The sequence below is a fragment of the Mycolicibacterium rhodesiae genome (assembly GCF_002086695.1).
Classification (GTDB): domain Bacteria; phylum Actinomycetota; class Actinomycetes; order Mycobacteriales; family Mycobacteriaceae; genus Mycobacterium; species Mycobacterium rhodesiae.
This window is the reverse complement of sequence record NZ_MVIH01000003.1, coordinates 284,657-305,195: the sequence shown is the minus strand read 5'-3', so window position 1 is coordinate 305,195 and position 20,539 is coordinate 284,657. Positions and strand designations below refer to the sequence as shown.

The 20,539-nt window shown below is 66.2% G+C and carries 23 protein-coding genes; 9 read left to right on the top strand and 14 right to left on the bottom strand.

Annotated elements, in window-relative coordinates; all coding sequences use genetic code 11:
• The first annotated feature begins 109 nt into the window (after window positions 1-109).
• A complete protein-coding gene (locus BST42_RS08715) occupies window positions 110-859 on the top strand; it encodes an SDR family NAD(P)-dependent oxidoreductase (protein WP_083118175.1) in 750 nt (249 codons plus the stop codon).
• Here the strand turns inward: BST42_RS08715 and BST42_RS08710 are convergent.
• From BST42_RS08710 to BST42_RS08700, 3 genes are all read right to left on the bottom strand, one after another.
• Window positions 843-2,234 (bottom strand): L,D-transpeptidase, encoded by a 1,392-nt coding sequence (locus BST42_RS08710; protein WP_083118174.1) that lies wholly within the window; start codon window positions 2,232-2,234, stop codon window positions 843-845. The genes BST42_RS08715 and BST42_RS08710 overlap by 17 nt on opposite strands.
• 75 nt (window positions 2,235-2,309) lie before the next feature.
• A complete protein-coding gene (locus BST42_RS08705; protein ID WP_083118173.1) occupies window positions 2,310-3,272 on the bottom strand; it encodes a hypothetical protein in 963 nt (320 codons plus the stop codon).
• Window positions 3,273-3,390: 118 nt separating this feature from the next.
• Window positions 3,391-4,458: a UDP-N-acetylmuramate dehydrogenase gene (locus BST42_RS08700; protein WP_110918519.1), complete on the bottom strand. Its 1,068-nt coding sequence runs from the start codon at window positions 4,456-4,458 to the stop codon at window positions 3,391-3,393.
• Window positions 4,459-4,484: 26 nt separating this feature from the next.
• Between BST42_RS08700 and BST42_RS08695 the strand changes: the two genes are divergently transcribed.
• Genes BST42_RS08695 through BST42_RS08675 form a run of 5 tightly spaced genes read left to right on the top strand, consistent with a single transcriptional unit; the run spans window position 4,485 to window position 8,071 of the window.
• Entirely contained in the window at window positions 4,485-4,991 is a 507-nt protein-coding gene (locus BST42_RS08695; RefSeq protein ID WP_083118171.1) for a DUF2505 domain-containing protein, read from the top strand.
• 22 nt (window positions 4,992-5,013) lie between these two features.
• Complete coding sequence (locus BST42_RS08690) at window positions 5,014-5,526, top strand: DUF2505 domain-containing protein (RefSeq protein WP_083118170.1); 513 nt, start codon at window positions 5,014-5,016, stop codon at window positions 5,524-5,526.
• Window positions 5,519-6,304, top strand: a complete 786-nt coding sequence (locus BST42_RS08685; protein WP_083118169.1) for a class I SAM-dependent methyltransferase — start codon at window positions 5,519-5,521, stop codon at window positions 6,302-6,304. Before BST42_RS08690 ends, BST42_RS08685 begins: the two co-directional genes overlap by 8 nt.
• A 4-nt stretch (window positions 6,305-6,308) precedes the next feature.
• Window positions 6,309-7,130, top strand: a complete 822-nt coding sequence (locus tag BST42_RS08680) for a carbon-nitrogen hydrolase family protein (protein WP_083118168.1) — start codon at window positions 6,309-6,311, stop codon at window positions 7,128-7,130.
• A complete protein-coding gene (locus BST42_RS08675; protein WP_083118167.1) occupies window positions 7,127-8,071 on the top strand; it encodes an LmeA family phospholipid-binding protein in 945 nt (314 codons plus the stop codon). The genes BST42_RS08680 and BST42_RS08675 overlap by 4 nt, the downstream gene beginning before the upstream one ends.
• Here BST42_RS08675 and deoC read toward each other — a convergent pair.
• From deoC to BST42_RS08645, 6 genes are all read right to left on the bottom strand, one after another.
• Window positions 8,068-8,748, bottom strand: a complete 681-nt coding sequence (gene deoC, locus BST42_RS08670; protein WP_083118166.1) for a deoxyribose-phosphate aldolase — start codon at window positions 8,746-8,748, stop codon at window positions 8,068-8,070. The two genes, BST42_RS08675 and deoC, sit on opposite strands and share 4 nt — an antisense overlap.
• Complete coding sequence (locus BST42_RS08665; protein WP_110918518.1) at window positions 8,748-9,173, bottom strand: DUF2599 domain-containing protein; 426 nt, start codon at window positions 9,171-9,173, stop codon at window positions 8,748-8,750. Before BST42_RS08665 ends, deoC begins: the two co-directional genes overlap by 1 nt.
• Window positions 9,164-9,439, bottom strand: a complete 276-nt coding sequence (locus BST42_RS08660; protein WP_207569475.1) for a DUF2516 family protein — start codon at window positions 9,437-9,439, stop codon at window positions 9,164-9,166. The genes BST42_RS08665 and BST42_RS08660 overlap by 10 nt, the downstream gene beginning before the upstream one ends.
• Window positions 9,440-9,492: 53 nt before the next feature.
• Entirely contained in the window at window positions 9,493-10,110 is a 618-nt protein-coding gene (locus tag BST42_RS08655; RefSeq protein ID WP_083118163.1) for a heparin-binding hemagglutinin, read from the bottom strand.
• 64 nt (window positions 10,111-10,174) lie between these two features.
• Complete coding sequence (locus tag BST42_RS08650) at window positions 10,175-10,567, bottom strand: helix-turn-helix domain-containing protein (protein WP_036343176.1); 393 nt, start codon at window positions 10,565-10,567, stop codon at window positions 10,175-10,177.
• Window positions 10,568-10,659: 92 nt separating this feature from the next.
• Entirely contained in the window at window positions 10,660-11,994 is a 1,335-nt protein-coding gene (locus tag BST42_RS08645) for a DUF445 domain-containing protein (RefSeq protein ID WP_083118162.1), read from the bottom strand.
• 110 nt (window positions 11,995-12,104) lie between these two features.
• Here BST42_RS08645 and BST42_RS08640 point away from each other — a divergent pair, with 110 nt between their 5' ends.
• A complete protein-coding gene (locus tag BST42_RS08640; protein ID WP_083118382.1) occupies window positions 12,105-12,803 on the top strand; it encodes a TetR/AcrR family transcriptional regulator in 699 nt (232 codons plus the stop codon).
• Here BST42_RS08640 and BST42_RS08635 read toward each other — a convergent pair.
• Window positions 12,796-13,710, bottom strand: coding sequence for a DUF4344 domain-containing metallopeptidase (locus BST42_RS08635; protein WP_276009692.1), 915 nt, complete (start codon window positions 13,708-13,710; stop codon window positions 12,796-12,798). The two genes, BST42_RS08640 and BST42_RS08635, sit on opposite strands and share 8 nt — an antisense overlap.
• A 193-nt stretch (window positions 13,711-13,903) precedes the next feature.
• On the opposite strand from BST42_RS08635, the gene BST42_RS08630 reads away from it, so the two are divergent.
• Window positions 13,904-15,265 carry an ICP22 family protein gene (locus BST42_RS08630; RefSeq protein ID WP_083118160.1) on the top strand — a complete coding sequence of 454 codons (1,362 nt, stop codon included), beginning with the start codon at window positions 13,904-13,906 and terminating at the stop codon, window positions 15,263-15,265.
• A gap of 22 nt (window positions 15,266-15,287) precedes the next feature.
• Complete coding sequence (locus BST42_RS08625) at window positions 15,288-16,145, top strand: polyphosphate kinase 2 family protein (protein WP_083118159.1); 858 nt, start codon at window positions 15,288-15,290, stop codon at window positions 16,143-16,145.
• On the opposite strand, the gene BST42_RS08620 is transcribed toward BST42_RS08625, so the two are convergent.
• The 4 genes from BST42_RS08620 to BST42_RS08605 all read right to left on the bottom strand — a co-directional run bounded on the left by BST42_RS08620 (window position 16,142) and on the right by BST42_RS08605 (window position 20,485).
• Window positions 16,142-17,017: a cyclopropane mycolic acid synthase family methyltransferase gene (locus BST42_RS08620; protein WP_083118158.1), complete on the bottom strand. Its 876-nt coding sequence runs from the start codon at window positions 17,015-17,017 to the stop codon at window positions 16,142-16,144. The genes BST42_RS08625 and BST42_RS08620 overlap by 4 nt on opposite strands.
• Window positions 17,018-17,154: 137 nt before the next feature.
• Window positions 17,155-18,021, bottom strand: coding sequence for a 3-hydroxybutyryl-CoA dehydrogenase (locus BST42_RS08615; protein WP_083118157.1), 867 nt, complete (start codon window positions 18,019-18,021; stop codon window positions 17,155-17,157).
• Between the two features lie 89 nt (window positions 18,022-18,110).
• On the bottom strand, window positions 18,111-19,397 hold the full coding sequence (gene aceA, locus BST42_RS08610; RefSeq protein WP_083118381.1) for an isocitrate lyase: 1,287 nt from the start codon (window positions 19,395-19,397) through the stop codon (window positions 18,111-18,113).
• A 272-nt stretch (window positions 19,398-19,669) separates the two neighbouring features.
• Entirely contained in the window at window positions 19,670-20,485 is an 816-nt protein-coding gene (locus BST42_RS08605; protein ID WP_083118156.1) for an acyl-[acyl-carrier-protein] thioesterase, read from the bottom strand.
• Between the last annotated feature and the right edge of the window lie 54 nt (window positions 20,486-20,539).

The window sequence follows — 20,539 nt, the reverse complement described above, 5'->3', positions numbered from 1 at the left end:
AGGCGCAGCGGGTCGCGTGACAACAACACGCGGTGTGCGCGACCAGACAACTGGTCAGACCGATCCGGATCACGTTGGGGAACCTAGCACAGTTACTAGAGTTGGTTCGATGATCACTCCAGACGCCCATTCCCGTGTAGCGGTAGTGACCGGCGCGAGCTCCGGCATCGGCGAGGCGACCTCCAAAACTCTTGCCGCCCTTGGCTTTCACGTGGTCGCGGTAGCGCGCCGGGCCGATCGCATCGAACGGCTGGCCGACGAGATCGGCGGCACGGCGATTGTGGCCGACGTCACAGACGATGCCGCCGTCGCCGCGTTGGCCGACAGCGTGCCGCGGGTGGATGTCCTGGTCAACAATGCCGGCGGCGCCAAAGGCTTGGAACCGATCGCCGAGGCGAATTTGGACAACTGGCGCTGGATGTGGGAGACCAACGTCCTCGGGACACTGCGGGTGACGCGGGCGCTACTGCCCAAGCTCGTCGACTCCGGCGACGGACTGATCGTCACCGTCACCTCGATCGCCGCACTCGAGGTCTACGACAACGGCGGCGGATACACCGCCGCCAAGCACGCCCAAGGCGCTCTGCACCGGACTCTGCGCGGCGAACTTCTCGGAAAACCGGTGCGGCTCACCGAGATTGCACCCGGGGCGGTGGAGACGGAGTTCTCGCTGGTGCGCTTCGGCGGCGACGAACAGCGCGCCGACGCGGTCTATTCGGGAATCACCCCGCTGGTCGCCGCCGACGTCGCCGAGGTGATCGGCTTCGTCGCGTCGCGGCCGTCGCACGTCAACCTGGACCAGATCGTGCTGCGGCCCCGCGATCAGGCCAGCGCCAGCCGGTTCAACCGCCGGACGTAGCCGAACCGGTCGTCGTCGCCGTCGCCGTCGACGTGGAACTCGTCGTCGAGGTGGTCGAACTCGTCGAGGACGAACTCGTCGTTGTCGGCGTCGTCGTCGTGGGCGTGCCCGACAGGGTCGGGGCGTCGGACGGGGTGGCCGGTGCGCTGCTCGGGATGCTGGTCTCGGGCTGCGTATCGGACAGCGCCGACATGGACTTCCATTCGTTCCAGTCCACGGCCCAGTCCCAGATGTCGCCGTCGGCGTAGGACAACTGGATCGACGTGCCGGTCACCTCGACCGGGTCGCCGTACACGGCGGTACCGAAGTACTGCTCGGCGTCGCCGGTGGACAGGTTGATGCAGCCGTTGGTGACGTTGGTGTTGCCCTGCGCCCCGGAGCTGGCCGGGTTGGCGTGGATGAACTCGCCGTTGTTGGAGATCCGAACCGCCCATCGCTCATGGACATTCGAATATCCAGCTGCCAGGTTGGTCATGTAGAAGTCGGCGTATTTCTCGCTGACGACGTGGATGCCGCTGCGGGTCACGTTGCGGGGCTGGTCGGCTTCGCCGTAGCTGCACGGGAAGTCCATGATCACGCCCTCGTCGGTGATGACCTGGATGCGGTGCGAGGTGGCGTCGGCCTTGACCACCTGACGACGGCCGATCTCGAAGTCCAGCGTGGAGTCCGTCGCGCCGAAGGAGTCGTCGCCGAACTTCACCCCGTAGAGCCGCGCGTCGACGTGGACCTTGGTGCCCGGTTGGTAGTACTCCTTGGTGCGCCAGTGCACCCGCGAGCCACCCACCTCGTCGGGCAGCCAGGCCCAACTGCCCTCATTGGGAGGCGTGGTGGTGACGGTCAGCGCTTTCTCGACATCCGGTTTGTGTTCGTCGTCGATCGCGGCGTCGAACTGCAGGATGATCGGCGCGGCAACGCCGACGGTCTGCCCGTCGGACAGCTGGAACTGCCCGTTGACCTGCTTGGTGGGGTTGATCGTGGTGAACGCGGCAGCGATCGGCACAGCCTGCCCATCGCGTCCGACCGCCGAACCGGTCCAGGTGTAGGACGCGCCGTAACCCAGCGGTTCGGTGACGGTGAAGGCGGTGCGGTCGCGGTTGAGCGTGCCGGCCACGGGCTTGCCGTCGACGTTGGTCAGCGCGACGTGCTGCAGCCAGCCGTCTTTGACCTCGAGGCTCACCGGAGTCGTGGGCAGCACATCCTTGGCAGCATCGGCCGGAGTGAAGTTCAGCGACGCCTTGGGCGGGGGTCCCTGCTTCGCAGCCTGTTTGCCAGGCGTGCTCATGCAGGCCGCGAGCGCGCTGGGCGCGGCAACGCCGACCGCCAGCGCTGTCAAAGCGCGTCGCCGGTTGATCGGCGGTCGGTCGGCTGGGCTCACGTCAATCCAAGATACGGAACCCAGCCGCCCGGCTGCCAATCGGCGCAGTGTGGGCTTCGCCCCACCCCGCCGAGATCAGAGCCCGAAGATCGCCAGGAACGCCGGTGCGGCGCCGCCGAACTTCGATCCCGCAAACACGATGTCACCGGCGGCCAGCGTGATCGTCACGCCGGACTGGTCGGTGCTGAACTCGTCCCACGTCACCGACAGCGACCGAGCCGGCGAGAAGAACCCGCCGACGGGGATGTGCGCCACGATGGCCGGACCGGTTCCACCGGTCGGGATCGGCAGGTCGAGGGTGCTGGTGCCGAACAGCAGCGCGTTCGTGAACTTCGGCGCGGCTGCCGCCCAGGCGACGAACGCCCCCACGATGTTCCCGCTGCGTGCCGCGTTGACGAAGGTGTTCAGGCTGTCGGCCGCGCTGAGCCCGGCGCCGACGAACGCCCCGGCCGCGCTGGCGGCGAACGCCACCGCGGGCGGCAGTTGGAGGGTCCCGTCGGTCAACGCCGTCGTGCTGGTCGGCGTGGGCGTTGCCGTGAACGTCGACGTTCCGCCGATCGAGAACTTGGCGCCGCCGAGCGGAGTCTTCGCGGTCACGTCGATCGCCACCGCCCCGCTGTCGGGCGGGGTTGGGGCGGTTACGTTCGCGACGAACGAGATCGGACCGAACGGAGTGTCGATGGTCTGGTTGATCGGCGGCAGGCTCGCATTGGCGGTGGCGGTCTTGCTTCTGGCGGCCGGCTTGGCGCTGGCGGCCGGCTTCGAGACCGCCGCGCTCGACGGAGCCGTCGTCACCTTGGCGACCGTGCGGGCCGAGGCGGCCACGGTGCGCTTGGGCCCCGCGTCAGATTTGGTGGACGAGCTCGAGGAGGCCGAACTCGAGGCCGAATGGCCGCCGGTGTCGGCCGAAGCGACAGCAGTCGCGCCGGCCAGCGCGGCGCCGACGCCGAGGGTCAGTGCCCCGGCGCCCAACCACGTTTTGACGCCCAGTGTGCGATTGCGTCCGCGATTGACAGTTTTGGTGCTGGCAGTGGCCATTTCACATCCCCCGTAGATGATCTAAGCAAACCCGTTGACGGGCTGACACCCACCATTCTCCGCATTTTTCGTCGCGCGGGTTAATTATCGAAATATTGGCGGCCGGCGGCGGGCGTGGCTACAGCGAACAGCCGACCAGCACCGGTTCCGGCACCAGGGTGATGCCGAAGCTGTCACGCACACCGTCTCGGACGGTTCGCGCCAGCGCCAGCACGTCGGCGGTCGTCGCACCGCCGCGGTTGGTCAACGCCAGCGCGTGCTTGGTCGACAGCCGGCACGGCGCGTCGTCGCGGCCGGGGTAGCCCTTGCCGAAACCGGCGTTTTCGACCAGCCAGGCGGCCGCCAGCTTCACCCCGTCGTCGGCCGGGTAGTGCGGAACCGGACCGTCCCAACGGCCCTGCAGTTCCTCGAATTGCTCGGCGGAGACAACGGGATTGGTGAAGAACGATCCGACACTCCAGGTGTCGTGGTCGTCGGCGTCGAGCACCATGCCTTTGCGCGCGCGCAACGCCAGCACGGCCCGGCGCACGTCGGCTGGTGCGGCCCGCTCCCCCGCGGAAACGCCGAGCGCCGCCGTGAGCTCGGCATACCGCAGCGGCGCCGAACGACCGTCCGTGTTCAGGCCGAACTCCACCTCCAGCACCACCGCGTCGGAGGAGTTCTTCAGATCGCTGTGCCGGTAGCCGAGACCGAGGTCCGCGGCGGCCACCCACCGGACCAGCGAGCTTCTCCGGTCCAGCAGCCGAACACGGGTCAGATAGTCGGCCACCTCCACGCCGTAGGCACCGACGTTCTGCACCGGGGTGGCTCCGGCCGACCCGGGGATCCCCGACAGGCACTCCAGTCCGCCCAGGCCGGCCGCGACGGCGGCAATGACCACGTCGTCCCAGACCGCGCCGGCGTCGGCGCGAAGCAGCCCGCCCTCGACGCTGATGGTGCGGCTGGCCAGCAGCACGACGGTCACATCGGTGAGGTCGTCGGCGATCACCACGTTGGAACCGCCGGCCAGCACCAGAACCTGCCCGTCGGAGTCGGCATCGAGGCTGCGCAACGCCGCCACGATCTGCTCGCTGGTGGTGCAGGTGATGAGGCGACGAGCGACCGGACCGACCCGCAGGGTGGTCAGCGGAGCCAGCGACACGTTCTCGGCAACCGCCGCGCCACCGTATGAGTTCCCAGCTGCCACGGCCCGTAACGGTAGCCTCACCAGCTATGCCGCGCTCATTCGACATGGCCACCGCCTACGAGGGCAGCGTCGAACAAGTGCACCAGGCTTTGCGCGACGAGCGGTACTGGTTGGCGCGCTTGGCCGATTCCGGCGCCGACCACGCGTCGCTCGACTCAATCCGCTTGACGGCCAACGGGGGCGTGGACGTGGCAACCACCCAGGTGCTGAGAGTTGACCGGCTGCCTGCCGTGGTCACCCAGTTCCACCACGGCGATCTGGAAATTCGCCGGGTGGAGAGCTGGACCGGACTGGTCGACGGCACCGCCGAAGCCAGCGTCAGCGGCTCCATCCCGGGAGCGCCGGTGTCGTTGACCGGAAGCGCTCAGCTGACACCGGCAGAGTTGCAGGCGCACTTGGCTTTTCGCGCGACCGTCGAGGTTCGCATCCCCCTGGTCGGCGGCAAGGTGGAGAACTTCATCGGCCACCAACTCGTCGACCTGTTGATTGCCGAGCAGCAGTTCACCACCAGGTGGATCGCCGAGAACAGCTGACGTCACAGGTACCGTTGGGCACATGTCCCGCCGCATGGACTACGTCATCGGGCTCGACAAGCCCGTCGCTGAGCTCTACCAGAGCTTCACCAGCCGCGAGTACTGGGAAGACCTGGTCGCCGAACATCAGCAGCACACGGATTCAGAGATGACGCATTTCCACTCGGACGCGGGCGGCACCGACATCGTGTTCACCCACACCGTGTCGCGCCGCGATATGCCGTCGATGATCGCCGCCGTGGTTCCGTTGCGGCTCACCATCACCCGCGAACAACATTTCGCCCCCTTCGACCCCGCGAAGAACTCCGCCGACGGGCACTACCGGGCATTGGTACCCGCAGCCCCGATGAACTTCGACGGCACCTACGTGCTGCAACAGACCGCCGCGGGAAGCGAACTGCGATTGAGCAGTCTCTGCAAGGTCAACGTGCCACTCGTGGGCGGCAAGATCGAGAAATGGGTGCTGGACGGTCTGCGCGGATTGTTCGACAACGAACGCGATTTCACCCGCGACTGGATCGCCAGCCATCACTAGACCACCACGGCCGGTGGGCGTTCCCACCCGCGGCACCACCAACGCCAACCGGTTGCGGCGCGCCGATCGCTGGATGGTCAACTCCCCCCGGGTGCGCGCGGCGCTGGAGTCGGCCATCGCCCCGGTGATCGTCGACCTGGGGTACGGCCGATTGCCGGTCACCACACTGGAATTGGCCGCACGGCTTCGTGCGGTCCGTCCCGATGTGCGGGTCGTCGGGTTGGAGATCGACCCGCAACGGGTGGTGCCCGACGTCGACGGGGTCGAGTTCAAGGTGGGCGGATTCGAACTCGCGGGCCTGCATCCGGTTCTGGTGCGGGCGTTCAACGTGCTGCGGCAATACCCCGAAGATGCGGTGGACCAGGCGTGGGCGCAGATGCGAGCCCAACTCGCGCCGGGCGGACTGATCCTCGACGGCACCTGCGACGAGCTCGGGCGGCGCTGTTGCTGGGTGCTGCTGGACCGCGACGGTCCGGTGAGCCTGACCCTGGCGTGCGACCCCCGGCATATCGACCGCCCGTCAGACTTGGCCGAGCGATTGCCGAAAGTGCTTATCCACCACAATGTTCCGGGACAACCGATCCACGATCTGCTGTCGTCGGCGGACCGCGCGTGGGCGAGCGCAGCCGGGCATTCGGTGTTCGGTCCGCGTGATCGCTGGCGTGCGATGCTCGCGGAGCTTCGGGCGGCCGGTGCCCCCATCGAGGCGCAACGGCGCAGCGTCCGCGATGCGGTGCTCACCGTCGGATGGTCGACGGTCGCACCGGACGTAGGCTGACCGCATGCGGATTGCGCTGGCCCAGCTGCTGTCGGACACCGACCCGGCCGTGAACCTGAAACTGGTCGAGGACTACACCCGTCGCGCCGCCGACGCCGGTGCCCGGCTGGTGGCCTTTCCCGAAGGCACGATGTGCCGCTTCGGTGTGCCGCTTGCTCCGGTGGCCGAACCGCTCGACGGCCCCTGGGCCGACGAGGTACGCCGCATCGCGCACAGCGCGGGCATCACCGTGCTGGTCGGCATGTTCACTCCCGCTCCCGACGGCCGGGTCACCAACACGATCCTGGCGACGGGACCAGACGTCGACGCGCACTATCACAAGATCCACATGTACGACGCGTTCGGATTTGCTGAATCCGACGCGGTGGCCCCCGGCCGGGAGCCGGTGGTCATCTCCGTCGACGGTGTCGGCGTCGGACTCACCCTCTGTTACGACGTCCGGTTCCCCGCGCTCTACACCGAGCTCGCCGATCGTGGCGCGCAGCTGATCACCGTGCACGCCTCGTGGGGCGCCGGTCCTGGCAAATTGGACCAATGGACCCTGCTGGCCCGCGCTCGCGCGCTGGACTCGCAGTCTTTTGTCGCCGCCGTCGACCAGGGTTACCCGGGCGACGAACTGGCGACGTCGACGAAGGCGCCGACCGGCGTCGGGGGCAGTGTGGTGGCCTCTCCGCTCGGTGAGGTGGTCGCCGCGGCAGGCGACGATCCGCAGCTCCTGGTGACCGACATCGACATCGATCGGGTCGCGCCGACCCGGGAAACACTCGCGGTGCTGCGTAACCGCTCAGAGTTCGCTCAGATTGATAAGGCAGAATCGCCCAGGTGACGAATCCGCCACAGGGCCCCAATCATCCCGTCGGCCCCGGCGACCCGACCACGCCGGCATGGGCCGCCGCCCCGGGTCAAGGCACACCCACTGAGTACATCCCCCGACCAGGCGGCCCCGCTGACGCGCCGACTCAGCACATCCCGCATGTGCCCCCGCCGTCGCAGACACCGCCGCCGCCGCCCGGCGAGGAGCCGGACGAGGGTAAGCGGGGCTTCCTGCGCGACCCGCTGTCGATCGTGCTGGTGCTGGTCATCGTCGTGGCCGTGGTGATCGCCGGCCTGCTGGGCACCGAACTCTACGTGCGCCACGAGGCCGACACCGTGGTGTCGCGGGCCGTCTCCTGTGTGGTGCAGGACCAGGCCGATGTCTCGTTCGGGGCCCGGCCCTTCCTGCTCCAGCACCTGTCGAAGCACTACAGCGACATCCACGTGCAAACCGCGGGCAATCAGATTCGCGGGGCCAAGGGCATGAAGCTCGATCTGTGGCTCGATGACATCCGGATCAACCAGACCGCGAACTCGGCCGGCACGATGGGTTCGCTGGACGCCACGATCGCCTGGACCAAGGACGGCATCAAGGAGACCGTGCAGAACGCCATCCCGTTCTTCGGCAGCCTGGTCAGCGGCGTGAGCACCAGCCCGTCGAACGGCACGATCGAGCTGCAGAGCGCGATGGGCTCCATCACCACCAAACCCGCGATCGCCAACGGCGGCCTCACCCTTCAGGTGGTGAATCTGACCGGCCTGGGCTTCACGCTGCCGCGGGAAACCGTGCAGCCGGCGTTGGACGCCTTCATGTCGACGCTGACGAAGAACCTGCCGATGGGCATTCACGCGGACAGCGTCGCGGTCACCGACGAGGGTGTCACGGCCAAGTTCGTCACCCAGAACGCGACCATCCCCAACGGCCAGCAGGATCCCTGCTTCGCCGGGGTCTAGCCCGCCAACCCGTCGAGCACGGCACGCGTCCCGGACAAGCCCAGCCTGGTCGCGCCCGCATCGAGCATCGCGATCGCATGCTCGGCCGTGCGGATACCACCGCTGGCTTTGACGCCGAGCCGACCTTCGACGGTCGCCGCCATGATCTCGATCGCGACCACGGATGCACCGCCGGCGGGATGAAAGCCCGTCGAGGTCTTGACGAAGTCGGCTCCGGACTCTTCGGCGGCCCGGCACACCGCGACAAGCGTGTTCTCGTCCCCGAGGCTCAGCAGCGCGGCCGATTCGACGATGACCTTCAGGACGGCACCGGGCACCGCGGAGCGGACGGTCGCGATGTCGGCCGCCACCTGCGCGATGTCACCGGCCAGGGCAGCCCCGACGTCGATGACCATGTCGATCTCGGTGGCGCCGTCGTCGACGGCCACGCGAGCCTCCTGCGCCTTGATCGCAGGCAGGTGCTTGCCTGATGGGAACCCGGCGACAGCGGCGATGACAAGGCTCTCCGGGTGCGTGCTCGCGGCCTTTGCGGCGTCGGACACCATCGACGGGGACACACAGACCGCCAGCACGCCCAGGTCCACGGCCTCGTCGACCAGCGCAATCACATCGGCGTCGGTGGCCTCGGGCTTGAGCAGTGTGTGGTCGACCAGTGCGGCGACCTGCGATCGCCGCATCAGAACGGCTCCTCCAGGCCGCCCGGATTGCAGCCGGCTTCGGTCATCGTCTGGTCGTCGACCACCGGCCGCCATGGCTCCAGATTCCAGCTGCTCTTGCCGGGCTGACCGAGCTCCGCGAACCGGAAGTGGCAGACGAACTGGGCCCGCATCCCGGGTAGGTCGGCCTCGGGTGCCAGGGCCAGCACCTCGCCCCAGGCTTCGTCGATATCGGTCTGCGGCTTGAGCAACATACCGGCCACCGAACGGCCGGCCGGGGTGGGATACACCCGAAGGCTCTTCAGATCGCCCCAGTCAACCCAGGTGACATGGTCGATGTACGGCGGAGCGGGGATGGGGGTGGCAGCGGCCGGAGCGGCGAGGCTCAGCCCCGCCGGGACGGCCAGCAGTACGGCGGCCAGGCAGCGTCGAGCGCTCAGCGCGATTTCCCCTGGACCTCGAGCAGCTTGGGCCGTACGTCCACCAGGTAGACACCGGTGGCCACGGCGGCGATCGCCACGCCCATGACTCCCAGGAACAGCGACAGCAGACCCGCGACACCGAGGATCACCAGCCAGACCGGCTTGGTGAGCTTCTCGGCTGCGGTGTAGGCATCAGGTCGCTGCATCGCGGCATTGACGAACGCATAGATGGTCACCGCGGTGACCGCCCAGAAGACGACCTGAAGAACAAGACCCGCCACACCTTGCAGCATCACGGCTACAAGCGTAGGCGGGTCTTGTCCCTACAGCGAATTACTTCTGCTTACTTCTGGGTGACCTTCTTGGCCGGCGCCTTCTTGGCGGGAGCCTTCTTGGCCGCAGCCTTGGCCGGAGCGGCCTTCTTGGCGGGGGCGGCCTTCTTGGCAGGAGCAGCCTTCTTGGCCGGGGCGGCCTTGGCGGGCAGTTCGACGCCGACCAGCTTGGCGGCGCGCTCACCGACTGCGCGGGTCTGCGACGACACGTTGCCCAGGGCCTCCTGGGTCAGCTCGACGGCCTGGTCGACGTAGCCCTCGGCGCGAGCGGCGACGTCCTTGAGGTCGGACTGGCTGCGCAGGCGCTCCAGGGCGGCCTCGCCGCGCTCGACGAGGCTGTTGTAGGTCGCGGTGGCGGACTCGACGTAGCCCTCCGCAGCCTTGCGCAGCTCCTCGCTGGACAGCCGGCCGCGCAGCTCCTCGGCGCGCTGCGGCAGGTCTTCCTGCAGCTTGGTCAGCGCGGCGCGGCGCTCTTCGACGCGGGTGCTGGCCTCGCTGCGGGCCTCTTCGGCACGATCGCGCAGGGTCGCGAGGATTTCGTTGACGGTGGCCAGGGCCAGATCGGCAGCGCCGACCGCAGCGAGCAGCGGGGCCTTCAGGTCTTCGACATTGGGGTTGTTCTCAGCCATCGTAGTGGCTCCTTTCGAATTGAATGTTGTTGTCAGTTAAGAGTTTTCGTCAGTTGCTGGTCTGTTACTCAGGGATGAGCTCCTCACGGGCAGCTTCGTTCTGCTGACAGAACGAGGTGTAGATATCGAGCAGTACCTGCTTCTGACGCTCGGTGATCACGGTGTCGCCGATGATCGCGTCGTGCACCATGCTCGCCTCCCCGGGCTCGAGAATTCCCGCCCGGATATAGAGCACCTCGGCCGATAGCCGCAGCGCCTTGGCGATCTGGCTCAGCACCTCCGCAGACGGCTTCCGCAGTCCCCGTTCGATCTGACTGAGGTACGGGTTGCTGACACCGGCCTTCTCGGCCAACTGCCGCACCGAGACCTGAGCGGCTTCACGCTGCGCCCTGATGAAGCCACCGATGTCATGCGCGGCATTGGACACCACGGCCTGAAGATCGCCGTCTTGCGCCATGAGTTCCCTCCCGTCGCGATGGGTGTCCGGTGCGTACGAACGCCACCCTACGCGGGGGTGCTAACTTTTGCAAGCACTCCTGCTAGCGCAGGTCAGAAGAGTATTTGCGCCACGGTGTAGATGATCAAGCCGGCAAGCGAGCCGACCACGGTGCCGTTGATCCGGATGAATTGCAGGTCGCGTCCGACATGCAATTCGATGCGGCGGCTGGCCTCGTCGGCATCCCAGCGCTCGATGGTGTCGGTGATGATCGTGGTGATCTCCGCCCCGTACTGGGCGACCAGGTGCTGCGCCCCGCGCACGATCCAGTTGTCCACCTTGTCGCGCAGCTCGGCATCGTCGCGCAGCGACTCCCCGATCCGCATCACCGACTCGGTGACCCGGGTTCGCAGGGTGCTCGACGGGTCATCCACACCCTCAAGTACCAAGCGTTTCAACGTCTTCCACGCTGTCTCAGCCGCACGCGCGACCTCGTCGCGTTCCATCAGCTGTTCTTTGACCGCCTCGGCGCGCGCGATGGTCGCGTCGTCGTTCTGCAGATCGCTGGCGAACTCGAACAGGAATCGGTTGGCCGATTGGCGCAGTTCGTGATTCGGGTCCCGCCGTACTTTGTCGGTGAAATCCATGAGTTCGCGGTGGATCCGGTCCCCCACCAGCTGGTCGACGAATTTCGGTGACCAACTCGGTGAGTCACGGGTGACCACCCGCTCGATCGTGTCGCCGGCATTGAGTGCCCACTGAAAAGCACGGTCGCACAGCAGCTGGATCAGGGCCTCCTGGCGGTTCTCCGCCAGGAGTTGCCCCAGCACCCGGCCCACCGGCGGCCCCCATTGGGGTTCGGCGAGACGACGGACAATGGTTCGGTCGATGACCTGCTGGATGTCGTCGTCGTTGAGCAGTTCCACCACGACACGCAACACGGTGCCGGCCTCGGTGGCGACCCGCTCGGCGTGTGACGGCTCGGACAGCCACTTACCAAGGCGCCCAGCCACTTCGGCGTCGCGCAACTTGGTCTCCACAACGGCGGGCGACAGGAAGTTCTCCCGCACGAAGGTCCCAAGGCCCTCGCCCAGCTGATCCTTCTTGCGCTTGATGATCGCGGTGTGCGGGATCTTGAGCCCCAGCGGGTGACGGAACAGCGCGGTAACCGCGAACCAATCGGCCAGCGCACCGACCATCCCGGCCTCGGCGGCGGCACCGACATACCCGATCCAGGCCGGGCCGCCCTGCGACTGGCCCCAGCGGCAGGCCAAGAAGATCACCGTGGCACCGATCAGGAAGCTCAGCGCCACCGCCTTCATCCGGCGCAGGGCACGTGCCCGTTGCGCGTCGGCCTCCGGGTCGGCTCCGGCGAATGTTTCCGCGAGCGAGGTACCTGTGCGGACTGCCTCCGCCGGCAACCCCGGGAGGCGATGTTTGGCTGCCACTCCACCATCATCCGCTATCCCGCCACCCAGTTAATGTGACCCTGCCCTCTGATCAGACCGTAGAATCGTTGCGAACGAGGGGAACGGACTCCGCGATAGTGGCACAGAATATGAGCCATGGCCTGGACAGCACCCGGGCCAAGACCGATGGTCGCAAGCGACGCTGGCATCAGCACAAGGTCGAGCGCCGCACTGAATTGGTGGACGGCGCACTCGAGGCCGTCCGCCAGCGCGGCCGCGACGTGAGCATGGATGAGATAGCTGCGGAAATCGGCGTGTCGAAGACCGTGCTGTACCGCTATTTCGTCGACAAGAACGACCTCACCACCGCGGTCATGATGCGCTTCGCGCAAACCACGCTGATCCCCAACATGGCCGCCGCACTGTCGTCGAACATGGACGGTTTCGATCTCACCCGCGAGATCATCCGGGTGTACGTGGACACCGTCGCAGCTGAGCCCGCAACCTATCAATTCGTGATGGCAAACAGTTCCGCCAGCAAAACCAAAGTCATCGCCGACTCGGAGCAGATCATCGCCAGGATGCTCGCGGTGGTGCTGCGCAGGCGCATGCAGCGAGCCGGGATGGACACCGGCGGTGTCGAGCCCTGGGCCTATCTGATCGTCGGCGGCGTGCAGTTGGCGACGCACTCGTGGATGTCGAGCCCGCGGATGAGCAGCGACGAGTTGATCGACTACCTGACGATGCTGTGCTGGAACGCCCTGTGCGGCATCGTCGAGGCGGGCGGATCGCTGAACCGGTTCAACTCCGGTCCGCATCCGTCACCGTCGCTGCCACCGCTCACTTGAGATACGGGCCGAGCAGGGTGTCCCACGAGCTGCTCAGCTTGGTGTACTCGTCCTCGCAGCCGTCGGCGCGGTCCTGAGGCAGCGCGCCACTGCTCACCAGATCGGCGTTGCCCGTGGGATCGGCGCCGTAGACCCAACATTCGAGGTTGTACATCCGGGCCAGATCCAGCGTATGGACGTCGGCGAGCTGACCTTCGTCGATCTCGCCGCCCCGCTGGTCGCTGTATCCCTTGAACTCCCGGGCGAAGTCCTTGACCGCCTGGACCGATTCGGGGTCGATCTTTCCGTCGGGGCCGGGTGCCAGCAGGATGTAGGCGGCCAGCTGATCGGCGACGTCCTCTTCGCGCCCGGTCGCCGGCAGGTCGTAGATGTCGATGACCATGTGCCCGGTCTCGTGATAGAACGTCGCGATCTCGGAGTTGATCGCCGAGGCCTTCGGGTCGGGGTCACCGGCCTTGGTGTAGATGCTCAACGCGTCGGCGGCGTCTTCGTAGCAGATGGTGACCGACTTGGCGTCGGGGCTCCAGTACGCGTTGGCCGTGCCGCACTGCTTGCCGATCAGTGGGATGTCGAACGGCAGCTTCAGCGACTCGGTGATTCCGTCGGCCAGGTCCTCCAGCAGGTGGTCGTTTTTGATGAGGTCGCGGCCGGTGACGGCCTCCGGCGAGGTGGCGTCCTCGTAGGTCACCGTCATCTTGCCCGGCCAATCCTTGTCGTCACCCGAGTTGTCCGGCACGCCGTTGTCGTTGACATCCGGTTGCCCTGAGGGCTGGGGTGACGCCTGGGCCGTCGCGGGCGTAGCCGCCGACTCCGACGGCGGTGTGGCCGACTTGTCGTGTCCACAACCGGCAGCGGTGATCGCGAACGTGAGCGCCGCGACGCTGATTGCAGTTCGTGCCCGCACCAATCCCCCCGAGGTTCATCCGCACGTAAGCGAGATGATGTTAACTGCCCCGGCGCGAAAATGGACGCGCACGAGGCCACGAGCCTCAACCTCCCATGAAAGCGCCGCGGATCATGTAAAACAATCCCTCGGGGCTGCCTGTGAGATTTGCCCTCGGGCGGAATGATTTCGCGTCATATGGGTCTAGGAGGCCGGGGTGGACAACGACAACGCCGCAAAGTTTCGTAAGCCGGTGGGAGTGATCGCCGCCGTCGCGATTTCGACGTCGGCGCTGTTTGCTGGCACCGCGGTCAGCGCGGCGGACCCGTTCGGCGACGACGATGGTGGTGGCAGCAGCTACAGCGGTGGCGACGACGGCGGCAGCGCGCCCGAGGCCCCGTCCGGCGGCGGCATGGAGGAGCCCTCGGACGGCGGCATGCATCAGGACCCTGCCGCCCCCGAACCGCCCGCCGGAGCTCCTCACGACGAGCCGGGCGGCATCGACATGCCGGGCGGTGGAATGCACGACGAGCCCGGCGGAGCCGAACCGCCGGCCGGTGCCACGCATGACGAACCCGGCGGCACCCACGAAGAACCGGGCGGCGCCGAAGCCCCCGGCGGCAGCGGGACGAACGAGGCGCCCGGCACCCAGGCACCTGCGCCCAGCGGCGGAACGCAGGAACCCACGAACGCCGGCGGACTCGCCGAACCGGCAGAGCCGCAGGTATCCCAGGAGGACGTCGCCACGGCGCTGGCCTCCGAGGTGGAGACCACCACGTCCACCGAGGTGACGTCCGAGGAGGTCACCACCTACCAGGAGTCGGTTTCGTCCACGGTGAGCACCTCGACCATGACCACCGGTATGACCCTGACTAGCCCGGTGACACTGTGGAATTCGAGCTGGATCAGCTATGACCGCTTCTACCGTCCGGTGTTCACCAATCCGTACCGCACGCCACTGAGCGTGCTGTACGACTACGGCGGCCGCACCCAGGTCTTCACGGTGCCTCCGCTGCAGCGGGCCGCGCTGAACGTGCCCAATACCGGCACCTACAACTTCACCGCGATGACGCGTCCGGCGTCCGGGCCTGCCACCAACCTGTCCGTGGGCAGCTTCTCGGGCGGCGGCTATCAGCCGGCTCCGGGCCAGCCGCCGCCGCAGAAGCCGGCGCCGGTGAACACCCAGAAGAACGTGCTGGTTCAGGTCAAGTTCGACCGGGGACAGTCCGAACCCTTCCGGGTGACGTCGCTGACCGACCTGGGCAAGGATCCGGCCGTCAACAACACCACCAAGGTGCTGCTCGACGAGGAGGTCCCGGCCTGGGGCGAATGGTCGAAGACCGACAAGGGCGAAGCGTTGTTCGTCATCAATCAGACGCAGCTGCTGCCCGGCATCCAGCGTCCTGCCCAGGAACCCCTGCCCGGGTACAACGTGAAGCTGGCCGCCGTCTCGCACTCCACGTCGTGGATCGACAAGAACCGGACCGTCCTTATCAGCGTGGCCGTCGCGGCCGGCGTACTGGCCCTGGCCGTGGTCGGGTTCATGGTGGTTTCGCGGCGCCGCGGCGCAGGCGGGTGATCGAGGGTTAGTCTCGTCGGCTATGAGTGATCTGCCGGCGCAATGGACCCATGAGCCCCGCAAGGTCCTGCGATTCAATCCGGGTGACAAGGTGGCCGACATCGACACCGATTCGAGCCCGGGTTACTCCGACGGCAAGGACGGGTCGGAGGAACTGCAGGACGAACGCAACGAGCGGTTCGCCGGCCTGCAGGAGATGCTCTACGCCAACGGCCGCGCCGGCGACCGCCGCTCACTGCTGCTCGTCCTGCAGGGCATGGACACCGCAGGCAAGGGCGGCACCGTCAAACACGTTGTCGGAGCCGGCAATCCGCAGGGCATCCACTACACGAGCTTCGGCGTGCCGACCGAGGAGGAACGCGCCCACCACTACCTGTGGCGCATTCGCAAAGCGCTGCCCGCGGCAGGCGACATCGGGGTATTCGACCGGTCCCACTACGAAGACGTCCTGGTCGTGCGGGTGCACGAGCTGGTTCCGCGCGACGTCTGGGAGCCGCGCTACGACGAGATCAACGCGTTCGAAAAGGAACTCGTCGACTCCGGGACCACCATCGTCAAATGTGCGATGTTCGTCTCCCTAGACGAGCAGAAGAGACGGCTCTCCGAACGCCTCGAACGTCCGGACAAGTATTGGAAGTACAACCCGGGCGATGTTGCCGAGCGCAAGCTGTGGCCGGCGTATCAAGAGGCCTATCAGGCGATGCTGGATCGGACCTCGACCGACTACGCCCCGTGGTTCGTCATCCCCTGCGACAAGAAGTGGTACTCGCGGCTGGCCATCAACGAGCTGCTGATCGAGGCGCTCAAAGGTATGAAGCTGGAGTGGCCACCGGCCGACTTCGACGTCGAGGCGGAGAAGAAGAAACTGGCGGAGGCTTAACCCTTCACGAGGGTGAACTGACCGATGTTCGTGATGCCGCGGCGGAAGAAGTCCGCGCAGCCGGTCAGATATTTCATGTAGCGGTCGTAGATTTCCGTCGACGTGATCGCGATGGCCTCGTCACGGTTGGCGACCAGCTTGGCCGCCCACATGTCCAGCGTGCGGGCATAGTGATGCTGCAACAGGTGAATGCGCTCGAGGGCGAAGCCCGAGTCGACGGCAAGCTGCTCGATGTCCTCCACAGCGGGCAGCCGTCCACCCGGGAAGATCTCCTGCTCGATGAACTTCATGAACTTCAGGTCGCTGATGGTGACCTTGATCCCGTTGTCCCGGAAGAACTTCTGGGTGTGCGCCAGAATCGTGTGCAGCAACATGCGGCCGTCGTCGGGAAGCAGTTCGTAGGCCTTCTCGAAGAACAGCGGGTAGCGCTCCACCTTGAACGCCTCGAAGGCGCCGATGCTCACGATGCGGTCGACCGGCTCGTCGAACTCTTCCCAGCCCTGCAGCCGCACCTCGATTGAGCGGTTGGTGTCGAGTTTGGCCAGGCGCTTACGGGCGAACTCCGACTGGTTTTTGCTCAGCGTTATCCCGATGACGTTCACGTCGTACTTCTGCACGGCCATCTCGAGCGCCCCGCCCCAACCGCAACCGACATCGAGCAGTGTCATGCCGGGCTCCAGGTTGAGCTTGCCCAACGCCAGGTCGAACTTCGCGGCCTGGGACTCGTCGAGCGTCATGTCTTCGCGCTCGTAATAGCCGCAGGTGTAGCCCATGGTCGGGCCCAGGAACAGAGCGAAGAAGTCGTCGGAGACGTCGTAGATGGACTGTGATTCCTCGTAGTAGGGAGTCAGATCCGTGTCTACATCGACCATCGACAGCTACCTCCAACGCAATTGTGTGCACGGTCGGATGCCGCGAAATGCGATGTTGCTGCGCGGCCCCCCGACCAAACCCCAGGAGCCTAGCCAATCGGCGAAGGAAATGCACAAGCGGCGGCGCGGCGGCGCGCTCAGTAGCTGTAAAACCCCTGGCCGGATTTCTTGCCCAGCTGTCCCGCTTCGACCATACGCAGCAGCAACGGCGGCGGTGCGTAGTGCGCATCCTTGAGTTCGTCGTACATCGAGTCAGCGATGAGCTTCATCGTGTCCAGGCCGATCAAGTCCGAAAGACGCAGCGGACCCATCGGGTGCGACAGGCCCGCGACGATTGCCGTGTCGACGTCCTCGATGCTCGCCACACCGGCCTCGACCATGCGGATGGCGGACAGCAGGTAAGGCACCAGCAGGGCGTTGACGACGAACCCGGAGCGATCGCCGCAGCGCACCACCTTCTTGCCGAGCACCTCACCGGCGAACTGCTCCACCCTGGCGATGGCGTCCTCGGAGGTGACCAATGTGTTGACCAATTCGACCAGCGGCAGAACCGGGACCGGGTTGAAGAAGTGCAGGCCCAGCACCCGGCTCGGATTCTTGGTCGCCGCAGCGATTTTCATGATCGGGATGCTCGAGGTGTTCGATGCGAGGACGGCGTCGGGGTCGGTGATGAGCTCGTCCAGTTGGGCGAAGATCTTGCCCTTGACGGCCTCGTCTTCGACGACGGCCTCGATCACCAGCTGGCGATCGGACAGATCCGCGAGATCGGTGGTGAACGTCAGTCGGGCGACCGTCGCGTCGCGATCGGCTTCCGAGAGCTTGCCCTTGCTCGTCGCGCGTTCGAGCGAGGAGGTGACGCGGTCCCGTCCGGAGTTGATCAATGCGTCGGTGGGCTCGTAGACGACGACGTTCGCGCCCGCCTTGGCGCACACCTCGACGATGCCCGAGCCCATCTGCCCGGCTCCGACCACACCTACTCGTTCAATGCTTTTCTGGCTGCTCACGAAGTCACTTTCTACTAGACACGCCGGCAGACGCAAAAGTCCCCAACACACCGCGGTGAAGGGGACCTTTGCGTCTGCTCGGTAGGGATTTAGTGGAACTGACCCTCTTCGGTCGAACCCGCGAGCGCGGTGGTCGAGCTGGTCGGGTCGACGGTGGTGGCGATCCGGTCGAAGTAGCCGGCGCCGACCTCGCGCTGGTGCTTGGTGGCGGTGTAGCCGCGCTCCTCGGCGTCGAACTCGCGCTCCTGCAGCTCGACGTAGGCGCTCATCTGGTTGCGGGCGTAGCCGTACGCCAGATCGAACATCGAGTAGTTCAGGGCGTGGAAGCCGGCCAGCGTGATGAACTGGAACTTGAACCCCATCGCGCCGAGTTCCTTCTGGAACTTCGCGATAGTGGCGTCATCCAGGTGCTTGCGCCAGTTGAACGACGGCGAGCAGTTGTAGGCCAGCATCTGGTCCGGGAACTCGCTCTTGACGCCCTCGGCGAACTTGGCTGCCAGCTCCAGGTCCGGGGTGCCGGTCTCCATCCAGATCAGGTCGGAGTACGGCGCGTAAGCCTTGGCGCGCGCGATGCACGGCTCCAGGCCGTTCTTCACCCGGTAGAAGCCCTCAGCGGTGCGCTCACCGGTGATGAACGGCTGGTCGCGCTCGTCCACATCGGAGGTGATCAGCGTGGCGGCCTCGGCATCGGTGCGGGCGATGACGACCGTGGGGACGTCGGCGACGTCGGCCGCGAGACGGGCCGAGGTCAGGGTGCGGATGTGCTGCTGGGTCGGGATCAGCACCTTGCCACCGAGGTGGCCGCACTTCTTCTCCGAGGCAAGCTGGTCTTCCCAGTGCGAACCGGCGACACCGGCGGCGATCATCGCCTTCTGCAGCTCGTAGACGTTCAGCGCGCCACCGAAGCCGGCCTCGCCGTCGGCGACGATCGGAGCGAGCCAGTTCTCGATAGAGGTGTCACCCTCGACCTTGGCGATCTCGTCGGCACGCATGAGCGCGTTGTTGATGCGACGCACGACCTGCGGCACCGAGTTGGCCGGGTAGAGGCTCTGGTCGGGGTAGGTGTGGCCGGACAGGTTCGCGTCGCCGGCGACCTGCCAACCCGACAGGTAGATGGCCTTCAGGCCCGCGCGGACCTGCTGAACGGCCATGTTGCCGGTCAGGGCGCCCAGGGCGTTGACGAACTCCATGTCGTGGAGCTGGTTCCACAGCACCTCGGCGCCGCGACGGGCCAGGGTGGCCTCCTCGACGACGCTGCCCTGCAGCGCGACGACGTCGGCCGGGGTGTAGGTACGGGTGATTCCCTTCCAGCGGGGGTTGGTGTCCCAGTCCTTCTGGATTTCTTCCGGGCTCTTCGGCTGGCCAACGTTGGACAGTGTCATGGGCGCCTGCGCTCCTTCTTTGCATCGGTGGGCCACCTTGACAGGGAGTGAACTGTTAACGTCAACGCGGCTTGGCTGGTGTGCTGACACGAGCATGCCTCGCACCATTAGCGCAGTTCAAGCCATTAAGAGTGCCAATTTTCGCCAAGCGGGTCGGTAACTCTGCGAAGGTTGCGAAGACAGCCAACACCTGAACCGGTTCAGAAGTTACCGTCCAGTAGCAGATAAGCGCTGGTCAGTACGCCCGTACTGTTAAACCGCGACGCTCAGAGCGCGAAGATCGACGCGACGGCTTTGACCTCATCGCCGACGACGTATGTGAGCGTTCTAACAGTCCGATCCGTCAGCTCGGAACCGAACTTGTCGGTCGTTCCGGGCGGATACACGTGCAGAAGTATTTCGAGCTTGTCGCCGAATGCCACCGGCGCATCGTGCTCGATGGCGACCCGTAGCGGCGATTCGAAGAGCTCCGGCAGCGCCGCGAGAAACTCTTCGACGACTTTCCAATAGACGGAGTTGTTGACGTGGTCGAAGAGGTCGATATCGCTGACGCGGATCGGAAAGTCGCGGATCTCGTTGGCGTCGTGCCGGGAACCGGCAGTCAGATAGGCCTTCCAGCGAAGCCGATTCACATCGGTGGTGCGCTGCAAGCCCTCCAGAAAGTCGTCGGCGATGCGGGCCGGGCCCTGTGTCTCGCGGTTGATGTTGATCCAGAAGGCCTCGGATTCGATGAGACCGCCCTTGCGGCCGTCGATTCGGACCCGCATCTCACACCAACGGTTCGAGGTACCCGAGCACCAGCGCCGCAGCCGCAACATCTCCGGGTATTCGATCGGGCAGATCAAGTCGACCATGGTGCGCCGGACGATCCACAGCGGATGCGTTTCCTCGTGGCCCATCTCGCGGAGCTGGTCTTGGCCGATGTCCTGGATGTGACGGCAGGCGGCGTCCAGGCGCAGCCGGCCGACACGGTCGATGTCGCCGACGCGCAGCGGCCATTCGCGGTCGAAAACATCGGGATGCGGATCGGGAACCGGCATCAACACCTTCGCCAAGCCGGTATTGGTGGTGTTGGTGGTCATGTGGTCTGTCGTCCTCTCCCATCCCGTCCCAGCGCGATCATGCCAAAGGCCTTC

Bases quoted from the DNA above. Each gene is read 5' to 3' on its own strand.
- BST42_RS08715 (WP_083118175.1), top strand. From the start codon at position 110: ATGATCACTCCAGACGCCCATTCCCGTGTAGCGGTAGTGACCGGCGCG.
- BST42_RS08705 (WP_083118173.1), bottom strand. From the start codon at position 3,272: ATGGCCACTGCCAGCACCAAAACTGTCAATCGCGGACGCAATCGCACA.
- BST42_RS08695 (WP_083118171.1), top strand. From the start codon at position 4,485: ATGCCGCGCTCATTCGACATGGCCACCGCCTACGAGGGCAGCGTCGAA.
- BST42_RS08690 (WP_083118170.1), top strand. From the start codon at position 5,014: ATGTCCCGCCGCATGGACTACGTCATCGGGCTCGACAAGCCCGTCGCT.
- BST42_RS08680 (WP_083118168.1), top strand. From the start codon at position 6,309: ATGCGGATTGCGCTGGCCCAGCTGCTGTCGGACACCGACCCGGCCGTG.
- deoC (WP_083118166.1), bottom strand. From the start codon at position 8,748: ATGCGGCGATCGCAGGTCGCCGCACTGGTCGACCACACACTGCTCAAG.
- BST42_RS08655 (WP_083118163.1), bottom strand. From the start codon at position 10,110: ATGGCTGAGAACAACCCCAATGTCGAAGACCTGAAGGCCCCGCTGCTC.
- BST42_RS08650 (WP_036343176.1), bottom strand. From the start codon at position 10,567: ATGGCGCAAGACGGCGATCTTCAGGCCGTGGTGTCCAATGCCGCGCAT.
- BST42_RS08640 (WP_083118382.1), top strand. From the start codon at position 12,105: ATGAGCCATGGCCTGGACAGCACCCGGGCCAAGACCGATGGTCGCAAG.
- BST42_RS08625 (WP_083118159.1), top strand. From the start codon at position 15,288: ATGAGTGATCTGCCGGCGCAATGGACCCATGAGCCCCGCAAGGTCCTG.
- BST42_RS08620 (WP_083118158.1), bottom strand. From the start codon at position 17,017: ATGGTCGATGTAGACACGGATCTGACTCCCTACTACGAGGAATCACAG.
- BST42_RS08605 (WP_083118156.1), bottom strand. From the start codon at position 20,485: ATGACCACCAACACCACCAATACCGGCTTGGCGAAGGTGTTGATGCCG.